Here is a 17,334-nt window from a genome sequence, read left to right on the forward strand (position 1 = left end):
CCGCACCACCGGTGCCCCGCCGACCACCCGGTCGGCGGGGCACCGTCGTTCCAGCCGCTTACGGGAAACTGGCCCGGGGCCAGGTCGGACCACGCACGACGAGGCCCGGACGCGCGCAAAACCGGGCGACGCAAGATCGCTGCGGCTGCCACCATGGTCGGCGTGCTGCTCACCCTGACCACCACCCACCGGCCGGCGACCGACCTCGGTCACCTGCTGGTCAAGCACCCTGACCGGGCGCACTCGTTCGACGTTCCGGTCGGGACCGCGCACGTCTTCTACCCCGAGGCGGACGAGCAGCGCTGCACCGCCGCCCTGCTGCTGGACGTCGACCCGCTGCGGCTGACCGGTGCCCGTCGCCGGGGCCGGAGCGGTCCGTCGGCCACCCCGGAGACCTTCACCCTCGGGCAGTACGTCAACGATCGGCCGTACGCCGCGTCGAGCCTGCTCGCCTCGGCCCTGGCCAAGGTGTTCCGCTCCGCACTGCGCGGCGAGTCGCGGGACCGGCCGGAGCTGGCCGCGTCCCCGATCCCGCTGGAGGTGCGGGTGCCGGTGCTGCGCTGCCGGGGCGGCGCGGACGTGGCGACCCGGGTGTTCGCCCCGCTCGGCTGGGCGGTCGAGGCCACCGCGGTTCCGCTCGACGAGCGGCACCCCGAGTGGGGCGACAGCCGCTACGTCGACCTGCGGCTGAGCGGCACCCTGCGGCTCGCCGACGCGCTCAACCACCTGTACGTCCTGCTTCCCGTCCTCGACGACGCCAAGCACTACTGGGTGGCGCCAGACGAGGTGGAGAAGCTCCTCCGGGCCGGCGCCAGCTGGCTGGCCGACCACCCGGAGCGGGCGATGATCAGCCGGCGCTACCTGGCGCACCGGCGGGCCCTGGCCGGGCAGGCCCTGGCCCGCCTCGCCGAGCAGCGGCTGGCCGACGAGCCGGCGGTCGCGGACACGGTGGACGAGGAGGGCGACGGGACCGTCGAGCGGCGTCCGTCGCTGGCCGCCCGGCGGCGGGAAGCGGTCCTCGCCGCCCTCGCCGGGAGCGGCGCGAGCCGGGTGCTCGACCTGGGTTGCGGCGGCGGGGCCCTGCTGGCCGCCCTGGTGGGCGACCGCCGGTACACGGAGATCGTCGGCACCGACGTCTCCACCCACGCCCTGGCCCTGGCCGCCCGCCGGCTGCGGCTGGAGCGGCTGCCGGAGCGGCAGCGGGACCGGATCAAGCTGTGGCAGTCCGCGCTGACCTACCGGGACAACCGGCTGCGCGGCTACGACGCGGCGGTGCTGATGGAGGTGATCGAGCATGTCGACCCGCCCCGCCTGCCGGCCCTGGAGGACGCCGTGCTGGGGCACGCCCAGCCGGGCACGGTCGTGGTGACCACCCCGAACGCCGAGTACAACGTCCGGTACGAGGGGCTGCCGGCGGGCCGGTTCCGGCACGCCGACCACCGCTTCGAGTGGACCCGGGCCGAGTTCGCCGCCTGGGTGGACCGGGTGGCGGCCAGCTACGGCTACACCGCCCGGCTCGCCGGGGTGGGCGACGAGGACCCGGAGGTCGGCGCGCCCACCCAGTTGGCCGTGCTGACCCGCATCGCGCAGGAACCGACCCGGAAGGAGGACCGCTCGTGACCACCCTCGACATCCCCGAACTCGCGCTCGTCGCGCTGGTCGGCATCTCCGGCTCCGGCAAGTCGTCCTTCGCCCGCCGGCACTTCGCACCCACCCAGGTGCTGTCGTCGGACGCGTTCCGGGCCATGGTGGCGGACGACGAGAACGACCAGTCCGCCTCCGCCGACGCGTTCGACGTGCTGCACCACGTCGCCGCCAAGCGGCTGCGCGCCGGGCGGCTCACCGTGGTCGACGCGACCAACCTCCAGCCGCACGCCCGGGCCGGACTGGTCCGGGTGGCCCGCGAGCACGACGTGCTGCCGGTGGCCATCGTGCTGGACGTACCCGAGGCGCTGGCCTGGGAGCGTACGGAGGGGCGCGCCGATCGCGCCTTCGGCCGGCAGGTGCTCGCCCGGATGCAGCGCGATCTGCGCCGCACCTACAGGCAGCTGGCCCGGGAGGGCTTCCGCAAGGTGCACGTGCTGCGCGGCGTCGACGAGATCGAGACCGCCGAGATCCGCTACGAGCGGCTCTACAACGACCGCCGCGAGCTGACCGGGCCGTTCGACATCGTGGGCGACGTGCACGGCTGCCGGGCCGAGCTGGAGGCGCTGCTGTCCCGGCTCGGCTGGGAGCTGCGCCACGACGACCGGGGCCGGCCGGTGGACGCGACGCACCCGTCGGGGCGTACCGCCGTGTTCGTCGGCGACCTGGTGGACCGCGGCCCGGACTCTCCCGGCGTGCTCCGCCTGGTGATGGGCATGGTGGCCGCCGGGCACGCGATCTGCGTGCCGGGCAACCACGAGCAGAAGCTGCTGCGCCGGCTGCGTGGGCGCGACGTCCGGCTCACCCACGGACTGGCCGAGACGATGGCCCAACTGGAGGTGGAGTCCCCGGAGTTCGTGGCCCAGGTGGCGGCGTTCGTGGACGGTCTGGTCAGCCACTTCGTGCTCGACGGCGGCCGGCTCGTGGTCGCGCACGCCGGCCTCAAGGAGGAGTACCAGGGGCGCGCGTCCGGCCGCGTCCGGGCGTTCGCGCTGTTCGGGGAGACCACCGGGGAGACCGACGAGTACGGGCTGCCGGTGCGCTACCCGTGGGCCCGCGACTACCGGGGCTCGGCGATGGTCGTCTACGGGCACACTCCGACGCCGGAGCCGGAGTGGGTGAACAACACCATCTGCATCGACACCGGCTGCGTGTTCGGTGGCCGGCTCACCGCCCTGCGCTACCCGGAGAAGGACCTGGTCTCCGTCCCGGCCGAGCGCGAGTGGTACGCGCCCGTACGCCCGCTGACCGCCGCCCCGGCGCGGTCGGACCTGGTGCTGGACCTGGGGGACGTGACCGGCCGGCGACACATCGAGCACGGCTACGGGTCGCTGACCGTGCCCGCCGAGAACGCCGCCGCGGCGCTGGAGGTGATGAGCCGCTTCGCGGTCGACCCGCGCTGGCTGGCCTGGCTGCCGCCGACCATGGCGCCCTGCTCCACCTCGACGGTGGACGGCTTCCTGGAGCACCCGGCGCAGGCGTTCGCCGACTACCGGGCGGCCGGCGTGGGACGGGTGGTCTGCGAGGAGAAGCACATGGGGTCGCGGGCGGTGGTGCTGGTCTGCCGGGAGCCGGACGGCGGGCCGTTCGGCCCGGGCGGCGGCGTGGTGCACACCCGCACCGGCCGGCCGTTCTTCGGCGACCCGCTCGACTCCGCGCTGCTCGACCGGGTCCGGCACGCGGCGACCCGGGCCGGGCTCTGGGACGAGCTGGGCACCGACTGGCTGCTGCTCGACACGGAGCTGCTGCCCTGGTCGGCGAAGGCCGGCGGGCTGATCCGCGAGCAGTACGCGGGGGTCGGCGCCGCCGGCCGGGCCGCCCTTCCGGCGGCGCTGGCCGCGCTCGACGGCGCGGCCGCCCGAGGGCTGGACGTGGCCGGGCTGCGCGAGCGTACGGCCCGCCGGAACGAGGAGGTGCGCGCCTACACCGACGCCTACCGGGCGTACGTGTGGCCGACCGACGGGCTGCACGGGGTGACGCTGGCGCCGTTCGCGGTGCTCGCCGGCGCCGGGGCCAGCTACGCCGACCGGGACCACGGCTGGCACCTCGACCTGGCCGATCGGCTCTGCGCCGCCGACCCGGAGTTCTTCACCCCGACTCGGCGACAGGTGGTCGACCTCGCCGACGACGAGGCGGTCGCCACGGCCACCGACTGGTGGCTGTCGCTCACCGCCGCCGGGGGTGAGGGCATGGTGGTGAAGCCGTACGCCGGGCTGGCCGCCCGGAGCGAGCGCGGTTCGCTGCTCCAGCCGGGGATCAAGTGCCGGGGACGGGAGTACCTGCGGATCATCTACGGCCCCGGCTACACCGAGCCGGAGCAGCTGGCGGCGCTGCGCCGACGGTCGCTGGGCCGCAAGCGCGGGCTGGCGCTGCGCGAGCACGGGTTGGGGCTCGCGGCGCTCGACGCGCTGGCCGCCGGGGCACCCCTGTGGCGCCGCCACGAACTGGTCTTCGCGGTCCTGGCCTGCGAGTCCGAGCCGGTCGACCCCCGGCTGTAGTCGTCGTCCCGGGCCGGCGTGCCGCGCCGGACGGGGCGACGGGCGCAGGTGTGACGTCGACCACCGGGGGTCTCGGGCGGCCACCTAGACTACGGACGTGCCGTCGCCCCGGCGACCGACCAACCCTCACCGGCAGACATCGGAGGTCCGCTCGTGCCGACGCCCACCACCACCCTGGCCCTGGGGCCGGACTGGCTCGATCCGGAGTGGTTGATCTCGACGTTCGGGCTGCTCGGCATCCTGACCATCGTCTTCGCCGAGTCCGGCCTGTTGATCGGGTTCTTCCTGCCGGGCGACTCGCTGCTGTTCACCGCGGGCCTGCTCACCGCCGACGGGCAGTACATCACCTACCCGCTGTGGCTGGTCTGCCTGCTGATCACGCTCGCCGCGATCGCCGGCGACCAGGTCGGGTACGCGTTCGGCCGCAAGGTCGGGCCCTCACTGTTCCGCCGCCCGAACTCGCGGCTGTTCAAGCAGGAGAACGTGCTCAAGGCGCACGAGTTCTTCGAGAAGTACGGCGCCCGCTCCATCGTGCTGGCCCGCTTCGTGCCGATCGTGCGGACCTTCACGCCGATCGTGGCGGGCGTCAGCCGGATGAACTACCGCACCTTCGTGACCTACAACATCATCGGCGGCGTGCTCTGGGGCACCGGCGTCACGGTGCTCGGCTACTTCCTCGGCCAGATCCCGTTCGTGAAGGAGCACATCGAGCTCATCCTGATCGCGATCGTCGCGATCTCGGTGATCCCGATCGCCGTGGAACTGCTCCGGGCGCGGATCGCGGCCAAGCGCGGCACGACCGCCGCGGAGCGGGCCGCCGCCGAGGAGGCCATCCGGGAGACCCGGGAGCACTACGGCAAGCACTGACGACCGAGCCGGCCGTCCGGCGCCGTCCCCGCTCGGGAGGGCACCGGACGATCGGTACGGGTCAGCGAGCCTTCTTGGTGGCCCGCTTGCGCGGCGGGGTCAGCAGGTCGGCGATCGTGGCGATCGCGGCCGGGACCAGCCGGTAGTAGGCCCACACACCGCGCTTCTCCCGCTCCAGCAGACCGGCCTCGGTGAGGATACGCAGGTGGTGGCTGACCGTCGGCTGCGAGAGGCCGAGCGGCGCGGTCAGGTCACAGACGCACGCCTCGCCCTCGGGGGCCGACTGGATCAGGCTGAGCAGCCGCAACCGCGCGGGGTCGGCGAGGGCCTTGAGGACCCCGGCGAGGCGCTCGGCATCGGCACGTTCGATCGGCTCGCCAGCAAGCGGCGAGATCTGAGGCATAGTCATTTCAGCCAACGCAGTTCCCACGTTTTCCATCCTTCCACCAGCAGCATCGATCCGCCTGCATATCAGCAGATCCGAATCGGCAGACTTTTACGCCACAAGGCCGAGGTCAGCCAACGTATAGGCCGCCCGATACGGCAATCCGGCGGCTCGCACCGCGTCGCCGGCGCCTCGATCAACAATAACCGCAACCCCGACGACCTCGGCTCCGGCCTCACGCAACGCCTCGACCGCGGTCAGCACGCTGCCGCCCGTCGTCGACGTGTCCTCCACCGCCACCACCCGGCGACCGGCCACCTCCGGCCCCTCGATCCGCCGCTGCAGCCCGTGCGCCTTGCCCGCCTTGCGGACCACGAAGGCGTCCAGGTCCCGGCCGGTCGGGGCGGCGGCGTGCAGCATCGAGAACGCGATCGGGTCAGCCCCGAGCGTCAGGCCCCCGACCGCGTCGAACTCCCAGTCGGCGGTGAGGTCGAGCATCACCTTGCCGACCAACGGTGCAGCCTGGTGATGGAGCGTGACGCGTCGCAGGTCCACGTACCAGTCCGCTTCGCGCCCGGAGGAGAGCACCACCCGACCGTGGACCACGGCCAGGTCGGTGATGAATTTACGCAGGTCGTCGTGGTCCCCCATGGCGATAGAGCGTACTGCGCAAGTCTGGGAGTCGCGTGTGGGGTCCGCCCGGATCAACCCGGCAGGCGACCGACGGCCAGCGATGGACAACTACTCTGCGCGACCACACCGGACCGGTCAGCTCCACCGACCCGCGGCGGCCCGGTGCCACGGGTCGGTCGCGCGGTCAGCGCTCGTCGCGGCCGATCCGGCCGCGGGTGTCCCGGGCGACGGCGTGCAGGAGCCGCTTCGGCGCGTGCCGCAGGCCGGCGACGGCGAGCTTGTACTTCCACGCCGGAACGCTGACCAGCTTGCCTTTGCGCAGGTCACGCAGAGCCTCGTCGACCACATCCTCGGCCCGCAGCCACATCCACTCCGGCGTCTTCGACATGTTGATGCCGGCCCGCTCGTGGAACTCGGTGCGGGTGTAGCCGGGGCAGAGCGCCATCACCCGTACGCCGAACGGCCGGGCGGACTGGCCCACCGACTCGCTGAAGTTGGTCACCCACGCCTTGCTGGCCGAGTAGGTCGACCCGGGCATGACGGCGCCGAACCCGGCGACGGAAGAGACATTTATCACTGCCCCGTGCCGTCGTTCGGTCATCGGCGTCAGCGCCGCCAGGGTCAGTCGCATCACCGCGTGCACGTTGAGCCGGAGAAGTCGGGCCTCGTCCTCGGCGGTGGATCGCAGGAACGGTTTGTTCAGGCTGATTCCGGCGTTGTTCACCAGCAGCTCGATCGGGCTGCCGCCGGTCAGCCGGGCCTCCACGGCCGCGCAACCGTCGTCCGTGGACAGATCGGCCGAGACCGTCTCGACCTCCCGGCCGTGCCGCCCCGCCAGGTCGGCGGCCAGCTCGTCGAGGCGGGCGGCGTCGCGGGCGACCAGCACCAGGTGCCAGCCGTCCGCGGCCAGCCGGCGGGCGAACGCGGCGCCGATGCCGGCGGTCGCGCCGGTCACCAGCGCCCGTCGCTCGGTGGACGTGGGATCGGGCGTCACGGGCAGGTCCTCAGCTGGGCGGGTACGCGGGCGTGGTCGGCGCCGGTGGGGGCTGGTGCGGGGCGGGCGGATACCCGGTCGGCGCGACCGGAGCGGATGGGCGCCGGCGGAACCAGGCGTTCGCCGCCGGCAGCGCCAGCAGCACGGCTACCACAAGGTAACCGAGCGCCTGGCCGACGGAAAGCCCCGCGTTCAGCGGGATCCACCACGACGGGTACGCGCCGCCGAGCAGGCCGAGCAGCTCGGCGGTGGCCCGCTCGTCGGCGCCCAACCGGAGCGGGGCGGCCCGCTGGCCGACGAGGACCGCGAGCCCGCAACAGCCGCAGAGCAGGCCCAGACCGCAGACCACCCACGTCGCCACCCGGGCCCCCGACCGGCCCGAGCCCAGGCCGACGGCCAGCCCGGCGAGGAGCACACCGGCCAGCACGCTCAGCACCGCGGAGACCACCCCGGAGGCACGCACCAGCGCGACCATCGCGTCTATCTCACCGGCGCCGGCGGAGGTGCCGGTCGCGTCGGCCCGGAACCGGTCCACGGTGCCGGCGAGCACCACCAGGCCGGTCACCGCGTACGCGAACGCCCCGACGGCCATCAGCAGCAACACCGCCGTCGCCAGCGCGACCGCGGTGGGACGGCGGGCCGGCAACGCGGGGTACGACACGACAGGTCCCTCCGGTAGGCGTCGGCTTGCAACCTACTCGGAGGGACCCTCAGCGTCGCTGTTATCCGGCGATCAACTCACCGGGGGCGGGGTCGAGCCGGGGCGGTCCGACGACGGCGGCTGGTCACCGGGCTGGCCCGGCGCCGGCGGCTGGGTGGACGGACCGGGCTGGCTGGGCGGCGGGTAGCCCGGGGTGGACGGGTAGCCCGGCTCGCCCGACTGCTGCGGGTAACCGGGCTGGCCCGGAGCCTGCGGGTAGCCGGGGGTCTGCGGGTAGCCGGGGTAGGCGCCGCCGGGGACCGGGGGCTCCCAGCCGGCCTGCGGCTTGCGGAAGAACTCGTTCGCCTTCGGCAGGGCCAGCAGGATCAGCGCGGCGAGCAGCGCGAGCACGCCGATCACCCCGAGCAGGGTGCTGACCGGGGTGACCCAGCCGGGCAGCGCCTCGTCGAGGCGACGCTGGATCTCGTCGGGGCTCGGCGCGTCGCCGCCGCCACCGCCCGTGGTGCCGCCGAAGCCGCCCGCCGCACCACTGATCAGGCTGCCACCCGTGCAGCAGATCAGGATGCCGCCGAGGATCCAGGTGGTGATCCGCGAGCCGTTCTTGCCGCGGTTGTTGAGTACGGCCAGGACGACCAGACCGATCGCGAGCAGCAGCACGAAGATGGCGCTGCCGATACCGATCGCGAAGGTGACGTCGGCGACGGTGGATGCGGTGTTGGCGGACGTGCCACTGTAGGCGTCGCGCAGCACGTCGCGAATGGTGCCGATGGTGACCAGGGTGATGATCAGATTGATCACCTGGATGACGGCGAACAAAATCAGCAGATAGCTGGAAATCGTCACCACGCTCGGCCGTGACCGGGCGGGCGGGCTGTGGGGATCGACCACGTTGCTCCTTCCCTAGATCGCGCCCACACCGTATCGGCAACCGGCCAATCGGGCATGCCGCGACGCCCCGGGCTACGCCGACGCCGACCCGCGGCGCCCCGGGCTGCGCCGACGCCGACCCGCGGCGCTCAGCCCTCGCCGGTCCGCGGGTGGACCGTCACCTCCGTGCGATGCAGCACCTCGCCCCGGGCCACCGCCCAGCCCGTCTCCCCGTACGCCTCGAACGAGAGCCGGGCGCCACCCGGCGCCTGGTAGTCGTGGTAGCGCATGGTGCCGGTCGGGTCGAGACCGGTGATGCCGGTGGCCGTGTAGCGGGCCTGCCCCGACTCCGCCCAGCTGTACCGGCGGCCGTCGAGATCGAGGATCGGGGCGCCCGGGGTGAGTCGGACGCCCGGCTCGGCGGCCCAGAGCACCAGTTCGAGTTCCGGGTGCTCCTGGACGGAGAGCCGCCGCGGCACGCCGTCCGGGTCGTCGAGCAGGTGCTCGGCCCAGCTCCAGCCACCGTCGACCAGGCGGATCGTGCCGCGCACCAGGTAGGACAGCCGGCGGATCTCCACGGTGTCGCCGGGGCGCAGCCGCCGCGGGTCGCGTGGCGATTCGGCGCCGCCCGACCCGTCACCGGTCGCCACGCCCTCGGACGTCCGCGTCCGGGACCCGCGCACGGCCGCCAGGACGAGCACGACCGCGGCCACGCCGGCCAGGCAGACGACCGTCGTCACCAGGTACGCCACCGACCCGTCCACGGACCACCCTCCCCACGCCGGCGCAGACGGTAGCAACCGCCCTCATCCGCGGATACTTGTCGAGGCTCAAGTGATCCGTCGGTCACTCGCCGGAGTGCCGGCCGGTCCGCGCAGACAGACTCCGCCAGCGTGCCGGCCGGTGGGCGCAGACAGACTCCGCCAGCGTGCCGGCCGGTGGGCGCAGGCAGCCTCCGGCGGCGAGAGGATCATGCTTCGCGGAGCCGCTCCGCGGCGTACTCGCGCAACGACGAACGGCCCATCACACAGCCGCTGAACGTGGTGAACTCGGCCGGGTCGTCGCGTAGCGCGGTCCAGGCCGCGCGGGCGGCCACCGGGTCGATCCGTCCCAGCAGTGTCGCCGCGTACGCCCGCCCGGCCGGGGAGCCGCGCTCGAGCAGCCGGTCGAGTTGTTCGCGTACTCCCTCGGGGTGTTCGGCCAGCGCGGCCTCGACCCGCTGGTACGCCTCCGTCGCCGGCAGTAGCGTGCCGGCGAGCCCCACGCCGCCGAAGGCCACCGTGTCGGCCCGGGCCAGCTCCTCGATCGCGGCCTCGAGCTCCCGGTCAGTTCGCTTTCCACCGATGCCGAACATGCCCTCATCCTTTCCCCGCCCCGACCCGCCCCACCCCTCCCACCCGGCTCCCACCCGGCTCCCACCCGGTTGATCATGAGGTTTGCAGCAGTTACGGAGATCGAATTCGCCGCAAACCTCATGATCAACGCGCCATCGACGGGGACGGGGTTGGAGTTAGGCGGGGGTTACCGTGAGGTTGTCCTTGGTGTCGGTCAGGTCGACCTTCACCGTCTGGCCGTCGCGGATCTGGCCGGCGAGGAGGGCCTTGGCGAGCTGGTCGCCGATGGCCGACTGCACCAGCCGGCGCAGTGGGCGGGCACCGTAGATCGGGTCGTACCCGTGCTCGGCCAGCCAACCGCGGGCCGCCTCGGTGATCTCCAGGCCCAGCCGGCGGTCGGCGAGTCGACGCCGCAGCCGGTCGAGCTGGATGTCCACGATGGACCGCAGGTCGTCACCCCGCAGGGCGGCGAAGACCACGATGTCGTCCAGCCGGTTGAGGAACTCCGGCTTGAAGTGCGAGCGGACGACCGCCAGCACCCCCTCGCGGCGCTGCTCCTCGGCCAGCGTCAGGTCGCTGATCACCGACGACCCGAGGTTGGAGGTCAGGATCAGGATCGCGTTGCGGAAGTCCACCGTGCGGCCCTGGCCGTCGGTGAGCCGGCCGTCGTCGAGCACCTGGAGCAGGATGTCGAAGACGTCCGGGTGGGCCTTCTCCACCTCGTCCAGCAGGATCACCGAGTACGGCCGGCGCCGCACCGCCTCCGTGAGCTGCCCGCCCTCCTCGTAGCCGACGTAGCCGGGCGGGGCGCCGACGAGCCGGGCGACGGAGTGCTTCTCGCCGTACTCGCTCATGTCGATGCGGACCATGGCCCGCTCGTCGTCGAAGAGGAACTCGGCGAGCGCCTTGGCCAGCTCGGTCTTGCCGACACCGGTCGGGCCGAGGAAGAGGAAGCTGCCGGTCGGGCGGTCCGGGTCGGCCACGCCGGCCCGGGCGCGGCGGACCGCGTCGGAGACCGCGCCGACGGCCTCGGGCTGGCCGACCACGCGGGCCCGCAGCGACTCCTCCATGCGGAGCAGCTTGGCGGTCTCACCCTCGAGCAGGCGGCCGGCCGGGATGCCGGTCCAGGAGGCGACCACGGCGGCGATGTCGTCGGCGCCGACCTCCTCCTTGAGCATCGCGCCGTCGGCCTGGAGACCGGCCAACTCCTCCTCGGCCCGCGCCAACTCGGCCTTGAGCGTCGGGATGCGGCCGTACCGCAGCTCGGCGGCCCGCTCCAGCTCGCCGTCGCGCTCGGCGCGCTCGGCCTCGCCACCGAGCCGCTCCAGCTCCTCCTTGGCGGTGGAGAGCTTGGTGATGTGGTCCTTCTCCAGCTTCCAGCGCTCGGAGAGCGCGGTCAGCTGCTCGCGCTTGTCGGCCAACTCCTTGCGCAGTCGCTCCAGCCGCTCTGCGGAGGCGGCGTCCGGCTCCTTGGCCAGCGCCATCTCCTCGATCTCCAGCCGGCGCACCGCCCGCTCGATCTCGTCCACCTCGACCGGGCGGGAGTCGATCTCCATCCGGAGCCGGGACGCGGACTCGTCGACCAGGTCGATCGCCTTGTCCGGCAGGAACCGGTCGGTGATGTAGCGGTCGGAGAGGGTGGCGGCGGCGACCAGCGCGGCGTCGGTGATGCGTACGCCATGGTGCACCTCGTAGCGCTCCTTGAGGCCACGCAGGATGCCGATGGTGTCCTCGATCGTCGGCTCGCCGACCAGCACCGGCTGGAAGCGTCGCTCCAGTGCCGGGTCCTTCTCGATGTGCTCGCGGTACTCGTCCAGCGTGGTGGCGCCCACCATGCGCAGCTCACCGCGGGCCAGCATCGGCTTGAGCATGTTGCCGGCGTCCATCGAGCCCTCGCCCTTGCCGGCGCCGACCACGGTGTGCAGCTCGTCGAGGAACGTGATGACCTGTCCGTCGGAGTTCTTGATCTCCTCCAGGACGGACTTCAGCCGCTCCTCGAACTGCCCGCGGTACGACGCGCCGGCGACCATCGCGCCCAGGTCGAGCGAGACGAGCTTCTTGTCCCGCAGCGACTCCGGCACGTCGCCGGCGACGATCCGCTGGGCCAGCCCCTCGACGATCGCGGTCTTGCCGACGCCCGGCTCGCCGATGAGCACCGGGTTGTTCTTCGTACGCCGGGACAGCACCTGGATCACCCGGCGGATCTCCGAGTCCCGGCCGATGACCGGGTCGATCTTGCCGGCCCGAGCGCTGGCGGTCAGGTCGACGCCGTACTTGGCCAGGGCCTGGTAGGTCTGCTCCGGGTCGGCGGTGGTGACCCGCCGGTCACCGCCGCGAACGGTCGGGAACGCGGCGACCAGGTTCTCCTCGGTGGCGCCGGCGGTCTTGAGCGCGCTCGCCACCGCGCCGCCCACCCGGGCCAGGCCGGCCAGCAGGTGCTCGGTGGAGGTGTACTCGTCGCCCAGCGGCCGGGCGATCTGCTCGGCGGCGCCGATGGCGTTGACGAACTCGCGAGCGAGGGTCGGCTCGGCGATGCTGGACCCGCGCGCGGCGGGCAGGCCGTCGACCGCGCGCTGGGCGACCCGGCGCAGCTCGGCGGGGTCGGCCCCGACGGCGCGCAGCAGACCGGCGGCGGTCGAGCCGTCGGTGTCCAGCAGTGACAGCAGCAGGTGCCAGGGCTCCACGGTGGCGTGGCCGCGCTGGTTCGCCAGCGCGACGGCACCGGTGATGGTTTCGCGGCTCTTGGTGGTGAGACGTTCCGTGTTCATGGGCTCCCCTGGGATCGGCGTGTCCACTAGGAAGGACACAACCAGAGTTGAGCCTATTCCGCTCAACCCTGGCAGTGTGAGCCCGGTCACTCCCGCCGGCGCCGGCGCCGGCGGGATCGTGACAGCAGCGGGATCGATCACGGTGACCGCATCGACGGGCATGGACGCGGTAGCCTTTCCGGGGTGCGAGTACGTGTCGAACAGACCGCGCTGCCGGGGATCGGCGTCCGTCACGACCTGGTGACGGAGTCGGGGCGCCGGCTGGGGGTGGTCTCCCACCGCAACGGTCGTCGTGACCTCGTCCTGTACGACCCGGACGATCCCGATGCCTGCCAGGCTGACATTCCGCTGACCGACGACGAGGCGGAGGCGCTCGCCGACATCCTCGGCGCGTCGCTGATGCTCGGTCAGCTCTCCGGGCTGCGCGAGCAGGCCGCCGGGCTGCTCACCGAGCAGATCGCCATCCCGGCCGGCTCGTCGTACGTCAACCGGAAGCTCGGCGACACCAAGGCGCGTACCCGCACGGGCGCCTCGATAGTGGCGGTGCTCCGCCAAGGCGAGGTGAACGTCTCGCCGGACCCCTCCTTCCGCTTCGCGGCCGGTGACGTGGTGGTCGTGGTCGGGACCCGCCAGGGTCTCGACGGAGTGACCGCCATCCTCGCCGACGGTGACCCGGACGGCTGAGGCGGATGCACGATTTCACCACGCTGCTCATCGAGGTCGGTGCGCTGCTGTTCCTGCTCGGCCTCCTCGGCCGGCTCAGCCGCCGCGTCGGTCTCTCGCCCATCCCCCTCTACCTGCTGGCCGGGCTCGCGTTCGGGCACGGCGGCCTGCTGCCACTGAACGCCAGCGAGGAGTTCTTCGCCCTCGGCGCCGAGATCGGCGTGATCCTGCTGCTGGTCATGCTCGGCCTGGAGTACTCGGCCAACGAACTGGTCGGCAACCTGCGCTCGGCGGCGCCGGCCGGGCTCATCGACGGCCTGCTCAACGCGCTGCCCGGCGCCGCGTTCGCCCTGCTGCTCGGCTGGGACTGGGTGGCCGCGCTGGTGCTCGGCGGCATCACCTGGGTCTCCTCCTCGGGCGTGATCGCCAAGGTCCTCGGCGACCTGGGCCGGCTCGGTAACCGCGAAACCCCGGTCATCCTCTCGGTCCTGGTGATCGAGGACCTGGCCATGGCCTTCTACCTGCCGCTGGTCACCGCGGTGCTGGCCGGCACCGGCCTGCTCGGCGGCGGCATCGCGCTCACCGTCGCGGTCGGCACGGTGCTGATCGTGCTCGTGGTGGCGATCCGCTACGGCAACATCATCTCGGCGGCGATGTCGGCCAAGGACCCGGAGGCGTTACTGCTCGGGGTGCTCGGCATGACCCTGCTGGTCGCCGGCCTCGCGGCGAAGCTCCAGGTGTCGGCCGCGGTCGGCGCGTTCCTGGTCGGCATCGCCCTGTCCGGTCCGGTCGCGCACCACGCCACCGAGATGCTGAGCCCGCTGCGGGACCTGTTCGCCGCGGTCTTCTTCGTCTTCTTCGGGCTGGTCACCGACCCGCGGGACATCCCGCCGGTGCTGCTGCCGGCGCTCGCGCTGGCGATCGTCACGATGGCGACGAAGACGCTCACCGGGTACATGGCCGCCCGGCGGGCCGGCATCGCCGAGCCCGGTCGGTGGCGGGCCGGCCTCGCGCTGGTGCCCCGGGGCGAGTTCTCCATCGTCATCGCGGGGCTCGCGGTGGCAGCCGGCAGCGTCGAGCCGAAGCTGGCCGCGCTCGCCACGGCGTACGTCCTGATCACCGTCGTGACCGGGCCGATGCTGGCCCGGCTGCCCGACTTCCCGTGGTTCAAGCGCTGGCTGCGGCGCCGCGCGGCGGTGCAGCGGCGGGAGCCGGTTCCGGTCGGAGACTGACGCCGCTGGATGCCTTCCAGGCCGGGTCGGCCGTACGGTCGACCCGGCCTGGCCAAGGGTTAACCAATTGCTCCCGCGAAGGTCTACCGCTACTTGCCAGTACCGCGTTACCGTGTCGCCCCAGCAGCCATGGTCCGCAGGCGGCCGTGCCAACTGTGGGCAGAGCGGAAGGTTGGCCGGTGAGCGTGCAGGAGTCGACGTTCCACGGCTTTGCGAACCCCGTCGACCCGTCTCCGGCGGAGTTGCGCGCGTGGGCCTACCAGCCGGATTCGGTGCCGTTGAGTTCGATGCCGCCGGACTGGGACCTGCTGGTCTCCGGTGACCGGCTGGTGCTGACCCTCTTCGAGTTGGCCATGGACACCACGTGTCCGGCCCGCAGGTTCGCCCTGCACTGCCTCTACATCTACGCCGCCGACGGCATCCGGACGAACTTCCGGGCCCACCCGAAGCGCCGCTTCCGGAAGCTGGTCGAGCAGGCCGAGAAGAACGGCGACGAGCTGATGCGCGCGTGGGCGCACAACAGCCGGGTGCTGTTGGCCCGGCCGGAACTCTTCGTCTACCGCGACTGGTGCGAGGGCGGCCTGGTCCGGGAGAACCGCCGCCTCGGCTGAGTCTCGGCCGCGACTTTCGCATCCGCAGGGCATCCCGGCCAGTGACGACCGGGCCGGGACCCCCCGTGGGTCCCGGCCCGTTCGTCGGCGTCCCGGTCCTCAGCCCGGCCCGCCCCGTCTGTCGGGTCGTGTCTCCGCCCGCCCCTCGTCGATTCCGTGATCGACCTGGTCGGCGAAGCGCCCCTCCTTCACCACGTCGGTGAAGCGTCCCTTGATGATCTCGTCGAACCGCTCCTGGACCGTCTCGGCGATCTTGTCGAGTCGGTCCTCCGCCTGCTTGGCAACCTGCTTCGCCACATCCGTCATCGCTCCCCCTGCCATGCCGGTGGGTCTGCTTTGCGCGGAAAGGACCTCATTCGCAGGCTAATTGGAACGGCCCGGCCCGCGCCGGAAAACCGGACGAGCGGGCCGGGCCGTCAGGTCCCGGAGGGTGAGCGTCGGGTCAGCGGTCGGGCCCGCGGCGCGGGCGCCAGACCACCAACGCGGTGGAGGTGCGGTTGGTGGGTACGAGGTCACGGCCCGGGAAGCGGGCCAGCGACTCCAACTCGGCGATCCGGCGGTACGCGGCGTCCAGTTCCGCCTCCAGCCGGGCCACCCGCTGCTGCGCCTGCTCGAGCAGTTGCTCCAGCCCGATGATCCGCTTGACCCCGGCCAGGTTGATGCCGTCGTCCTGGCTGAGCCGCTGCACCTCGCGCAGCAGCACCACGTCCCGGACGCTGTACCGGCGGCCACCACCGGCCGCCCGCCCGGCCTGCACCAGGCCGAGCCGGTCGTACTGGCGCAGGGTCTGCGGGTGCATTCCCGCCATCCGCGCCGCGACCGAGATCATCAGCACCTTGGCCTCGTAGGCAGGGTCACCCGACGAACCGGCGAACTCGCCTGACATCCCGCTCACCTCCGCGTCCACTCACGGCGTCAACCGACCCGACGCACCCGCGCGTCGAGATGTTCCCGGGCCGCCGGCGGCGTCTGCTCGGCGAACGCCTCCAGCGCCGCACGTGCCTCGTCCGACAGCCGCGCCGGCACCACCACGTCCAGTGTCACCAACAGGTCGCCCGCCTGCCCGTCCCGGCGGACCACACCCTTGCCGCGCGCCCGCAGGACCCGGCCGCTCGGCGTGCCCGGCGGGACCCGCAGGGTCACCGCGCCGTCGAGCGTGGGTACCCGTAGATCGGTGCCCAGCACGGCCTCCGCGAAGGTCACCGGCACGGTCAGCGTCAAATCGTCGCCGGTACGCCCGAACAGCTCGTCCGGCCGGACCTTGACCTGCACGAACAGGTCGCCGGCCGGCCCGCCACGCTCGCCCGGCTCGCCCCGCCCGGCCAGCCGGATCCGCTGGCCGTCCGCCACCCCGGCCGGGAACCGGACGTTCAGCGTGCGGGTCTTGGTCACCCCGCCGGTGCCGTGGCACTCGGGGCACTTCTCCTCGACGACCGTGCCGACGCCCTGGCAGTTGCGGCACGGCTCGGAGAAGCTGAACGAGCCCTGGTTGCGGGTGGTCACCCCGGCGCCGTGGCACACCGGGCAGGTACGCGGCTGGGTGCCGGGCTTCGCCCCGTTGCCGCCGCAGGTGTCGCAGACGCCCGGGGCGCGCAGGGTGAGCGGCAGGGTGACCCCGCGCACCGCGTCACCGAAGTCGAGCGCCACCTCGGTCTCCACGTCCCGTCCCCGGGCCGGGCCGCGCGGGGCGGTCTGCCCCGCCTGCCCGCCCGAGAAGATCGAGCTGAACAGGTCGGTGAAGCCGGCGCCGCCGAAGCGGCCCTCCCCGCCGCCACCGGCCCGCGCGCCACCGAACAGGTCGGACACGTCGAACGGCATGCCACCTGGCTGGGCGCCGCCGCGGGCGTTGCGCCGGAAGGCGCCCGAACCGAAGAGCGACCGCATCTCGTCGTACTCCCGGCGGCGGCCGGAATCCGACAGCACGTTGTACGCCTCGGACACGGCCTTGAACCGCTCCTCGGCCTTCGGGTCACCCGGGTTGTGGTCCGGGTGCGACTCCCGGGCAAGTTTGCGGTACGCCTTCTTGATCTCGTCCGCGGAGGCGGCCTTGTCCACGCCGAGCACGGCGTAGAAGTCCTTCTCGATCCAGTCCTTCGAACTCACCGGTCCACCCCCTTCCGACCGTCGTGGCCCGGTCGCCCCGCCCACCGTCGTGCGGCGGACGGGGCGACCCGGTC

Annotated in this window: 17 protein-coding genes; 6 read left to right on the forward strand and 11 right to left on the reverse strand. The window is 72.9% G+C overall.

Annotation, left to right across the window (positions count from 1 at the left end; genetic code table 11):
* Positions 1-162 precede the first annotated feature (162 nt).
* The 3 genes from O7603_RS20785 to O7603_RS20795 all read left to right on the forward strand — a co-directional run bounded on the left by O7603_RS20785 (position 163) and on the right by O7603_RS20795 (position 5,009).
* Positions 163-1,620, forward strand: a complete 1,458-nt coding sequence (locus O7603_RS20785; protein WP_281571470.1) for a 3' terminal RNA ribose 2'-O-methyltransferase Hen1 — start codon at positions 163-165, stop codon at positions 1,618-1,620.
* The gene (locus O7603_RS20790; RefSeq protein WP_281571471.1) at positions 1,617-4,142 is read left to right on the forward strand and encodes a polynucleotide kinase-phosphatase; all 2,526 of its coding nucleotides are present in this window, start codon (positions 1,617-1,619) and stop codon (positions 4,140-4,142) included. The genes O7603_RS20785 and O7603_RS20790 overlap by 4 nt, the downstream gene beginning before the upstream one ends.
* 153 nt (positions 4,143-4,295) lie before the next feature.
* Positions 4,296-5,009, forward strand: coding sequence for a VTT domain-containing protein (locus O7603_RS20795; protein ID WP_281571472.1), 714 nt, complete (start codon positions 4,296-4,298; stop codon positions 5,007-5,009).
* Positions 5,010-5,070: 61 nt separating this feature from the next.
* On the opposite strand, the gene O7603_RS20800 is transcribed toward O7603_RS20795, so the two are convergent.
* From O7603_RS20800 to clpB, 8 genes are all read right to left on the reverse strand, one after another.
* Positions 5,071-5,448 (reverse strand): metalloregulator ArsR/SmtB family transcription factor, encoded by a 378-nt coding sequence (locus O7603_RS20800; RefSeq protein WP_281571473.1) that lies wholly within the window; start codon positions 5,446-5,448, stop codon positions 5,071-5,073.
* Positions 5,449-5,505: 57 nt separating this feature from the next.
* Positions 5,506-6,045, reverse strand: a complete 540-nt coding sequence (gene pyrE, locus O7603_RS20805) for an orotate phosphoribosyltransferase (protein WP_281571474.1) — start codon at positions 6,043-6,045, stop codon at positions 5,506-5,508.
* A gap of 166 nt (positions 6,046-6,211) precedes the next feature.
* Positions 6,212-7,021: an SDR family oxidoreductase gene (locus O7603_RS20810; RefSeq protein ID WP_281571475.1), complete on the reverse strand. Its 810-nt coding sequence runs from the start codon at positions 7,019-7,021 to the stop codon at positions 6,212-6,214.
* Positions 7,022-7,031: 10 nt separating this feature from the next.
* Positions 7,032-7,682: a hypothetical protein gene (locus O7603_RS20815; RefSeq protein WP_281571476.1), complete on the reverse strand. Its 651-nt coding sequence runs from the start codon at positions 7,680-7,682 to the stop codon at positions 7,032-7,034.
* A gap of 72 nt (positions 7,683-7,754) precedes the next feature.
* On the reverse strand, positions 7,755-8,570 hold the full coding sequence (locus O7603_RS20820; RefSeq protein ID WP_281571477.1) for a hypothetical protein: 816 nt from the start codon (positions 8,568-8,570) through the stop codon (positions 7,755-7,757).
* A gap of 128 nt (positions 8,571-8,698) precedes the next feature.
* Positions 8,699-9,313, reverse strand: a complete 615-nt coding sequence (locus tag O7603_RS20825; protein WP_281571478.1) for a DUF4178 domain-containing protein — start codon at positions 9,311-9,313, stop codon at positions 8,699-8,701.
* 206 nt (positions 9,314-9,519) lie between these two features.
* The gene (locus O7603_RS20830; RefSeq protein WP_281571479.1) at positions 9,520-9,903 is read right to left on the reverse strand and encodes a hypothetical protein; all 384 of its coding nucleotides are present in this window, start codon (positions 9,901-9,903) and stop codon (positions 9,520-9,522) included.
* A 156-nt stretch (positions 9,904-10,059) separates the two neighbouring features.
* Positions 10,060-12,651, reverse strand: coding sequence for an ATP-dependent chaperone ClpB (gene clpB, locus O7603_RS20835; protein ID WP_281571480.1), 2,592 nt, complete (start codon positions 12,649-12,651; stop codon positions 10,060-10,062).
* Positions 12,652-12,834: 183 nt separating this feature from the next.
* Between clpB and O7603_RS20840 the strand changes: the two genes are divergently transcribed.
* The 3 genes from O7603_RS20840 (at position 12,835) to O7603_RS20850 (ending at position 15,157) form a co-directional block, all read left to right on the forward strand.
* A complete protein-coding gene (locus O7603_RS20840; RefSeq protein WP_281571481.1) occupies positions 12,835-13,335 on the forward strand; it encodes a cation:proton antiporter regulatory subunit in 501 nt (166 codons plus the stop codon).
* Positions 13,336-13,340: 5 nt separating this feature from the next.
* Positions 13,341-14,546 carry a cation:proton antiporter gene (locus O7603_RS20845; protein ID WP_281571482.1) on the forward strand — a complete coding sequence of 402 codons (1,206 nt, stop codon included), beginning with the start codon at positions 13,341-13,343 and terminating at the stop codon, positions 14,544-14,546.
* Positions 14,547-14,725: 179 nt separating this feature from the next.
* A complete protein-coding gene (locus O7603_RS20850) occupies positions 14,726-15,157 on the forward strand; it encodes a hypothetical protein (RefSeq protein ID WP_281571483.1) in 432 nt (143 codons plus the stop codon).
* Positions 15,158-15,256: 99 nt separating this feature from the next.
* On the opposite strand, the gene O7603_RS20855 is transcribed toward O7603_RS20850, so the two are convergent.
* The 3 genes from O7603_RS20855 to dnaJ form a co-directional block, all read right to left on the reverse strand.
* Complete coding sequence (locus tag O7603_RS20855; RefSeq protein WP_281571484.1) at positions 15,257-15,463, reverse strand: hypothetical protein; 207 nt, start codon at positions 15,461-15,463, stop codon at positions 15,257-15,259.
* Between the two features lie 136 nt (positions 15,464-15,599).
* Entirely contained in the window at positions 15,600-16,043 is a 444-nt protein-coding gene (locus O7603_RS20860) for a MerR family transcriptional regulator (protein ID WP_281571485.1), read from the reverse strand.
* A gap of 29 nt (positions 16,044-16,072) precedes the next feature.
* Positions 16,073-17,260 carry a molecular chaperone DnaJ gene (dnaJ, locus tag O7603_RS20865; protein WP_281571486.1) on the reverse strand — a complete coding sequence of 396 codons (1,188 nt, stop codon included), beginning with the start codon at positions 17,258-17,260 and terminating at the stop codon, positions 16,073-16,075.
* Positions 17,261-17,334 lie beyond the last annotated feature (74 nt).

The sequence above is a fragment of the Micromonospora sp. WMMD812 genome, assembly GCF_027497215.1.
Classification (GTDB): domain Bacteria; phylum Actinomycetota; class Actinomycetes; order Mycobacteriales; family Micromonosporaceae; genus Micromonospora.

What these genes read in the sequence shown, in the direction of transcription:
- O7603_RS20800 (WP_281571473.1), bottom strand. Translation starts at nt 5,448, where the DNA reads ATGGAAAACGTGGGAACTGCGTTGGCTGAAATGACTATGCCTCAGATC.
- pyrE (WP_281571474.1), bottom strand. Translation starts at nt 6,045, where the DNA reads ATGGGGGACCACGACGACCTGCGTAAATTCATCACCGACCTGGCCGTG.
- O7603_RS20830 (WP_281571479.1), bottom strand. Translation starts at nt 9,903, where the DNA reads ATGTTCGGCATCGGTGGAAAGCGAACTGACCGGGAGCTCGAGGCCGCG.
- clpB (WP_281571480.1), bottom strand. Translation starts at nt 12,651, where the DNA reads ATGAACACGGAACGTCTCACCACCAAGAGCCGCGAAACCATCACCGGT.
- O7603_RS20845 (WP_281571482.1), top strand. Translation starts at nt 13,341, where the DNA reads ATGCACGATTTCACCACGCTGCTCATCGAGGTCGGTGCGCTGCTGTTC.
- O7603_RS20855 (WP_281571484.1), bottom strand. Translation starts at nt 15,463, where the DNA reads ATGACGGATGTGGCGAAGCAGGTTGCCAAGCAGGCGGAGGACCGACTC.
- O7603_RS20860 (WP_281571485.1), bottom strand. Translation starts at nt 16,043, where the DNA reads ATGTCAGGCGAGTTCGCCGGTTCGTCGGGTGACCCTGCCTACGAGGCC.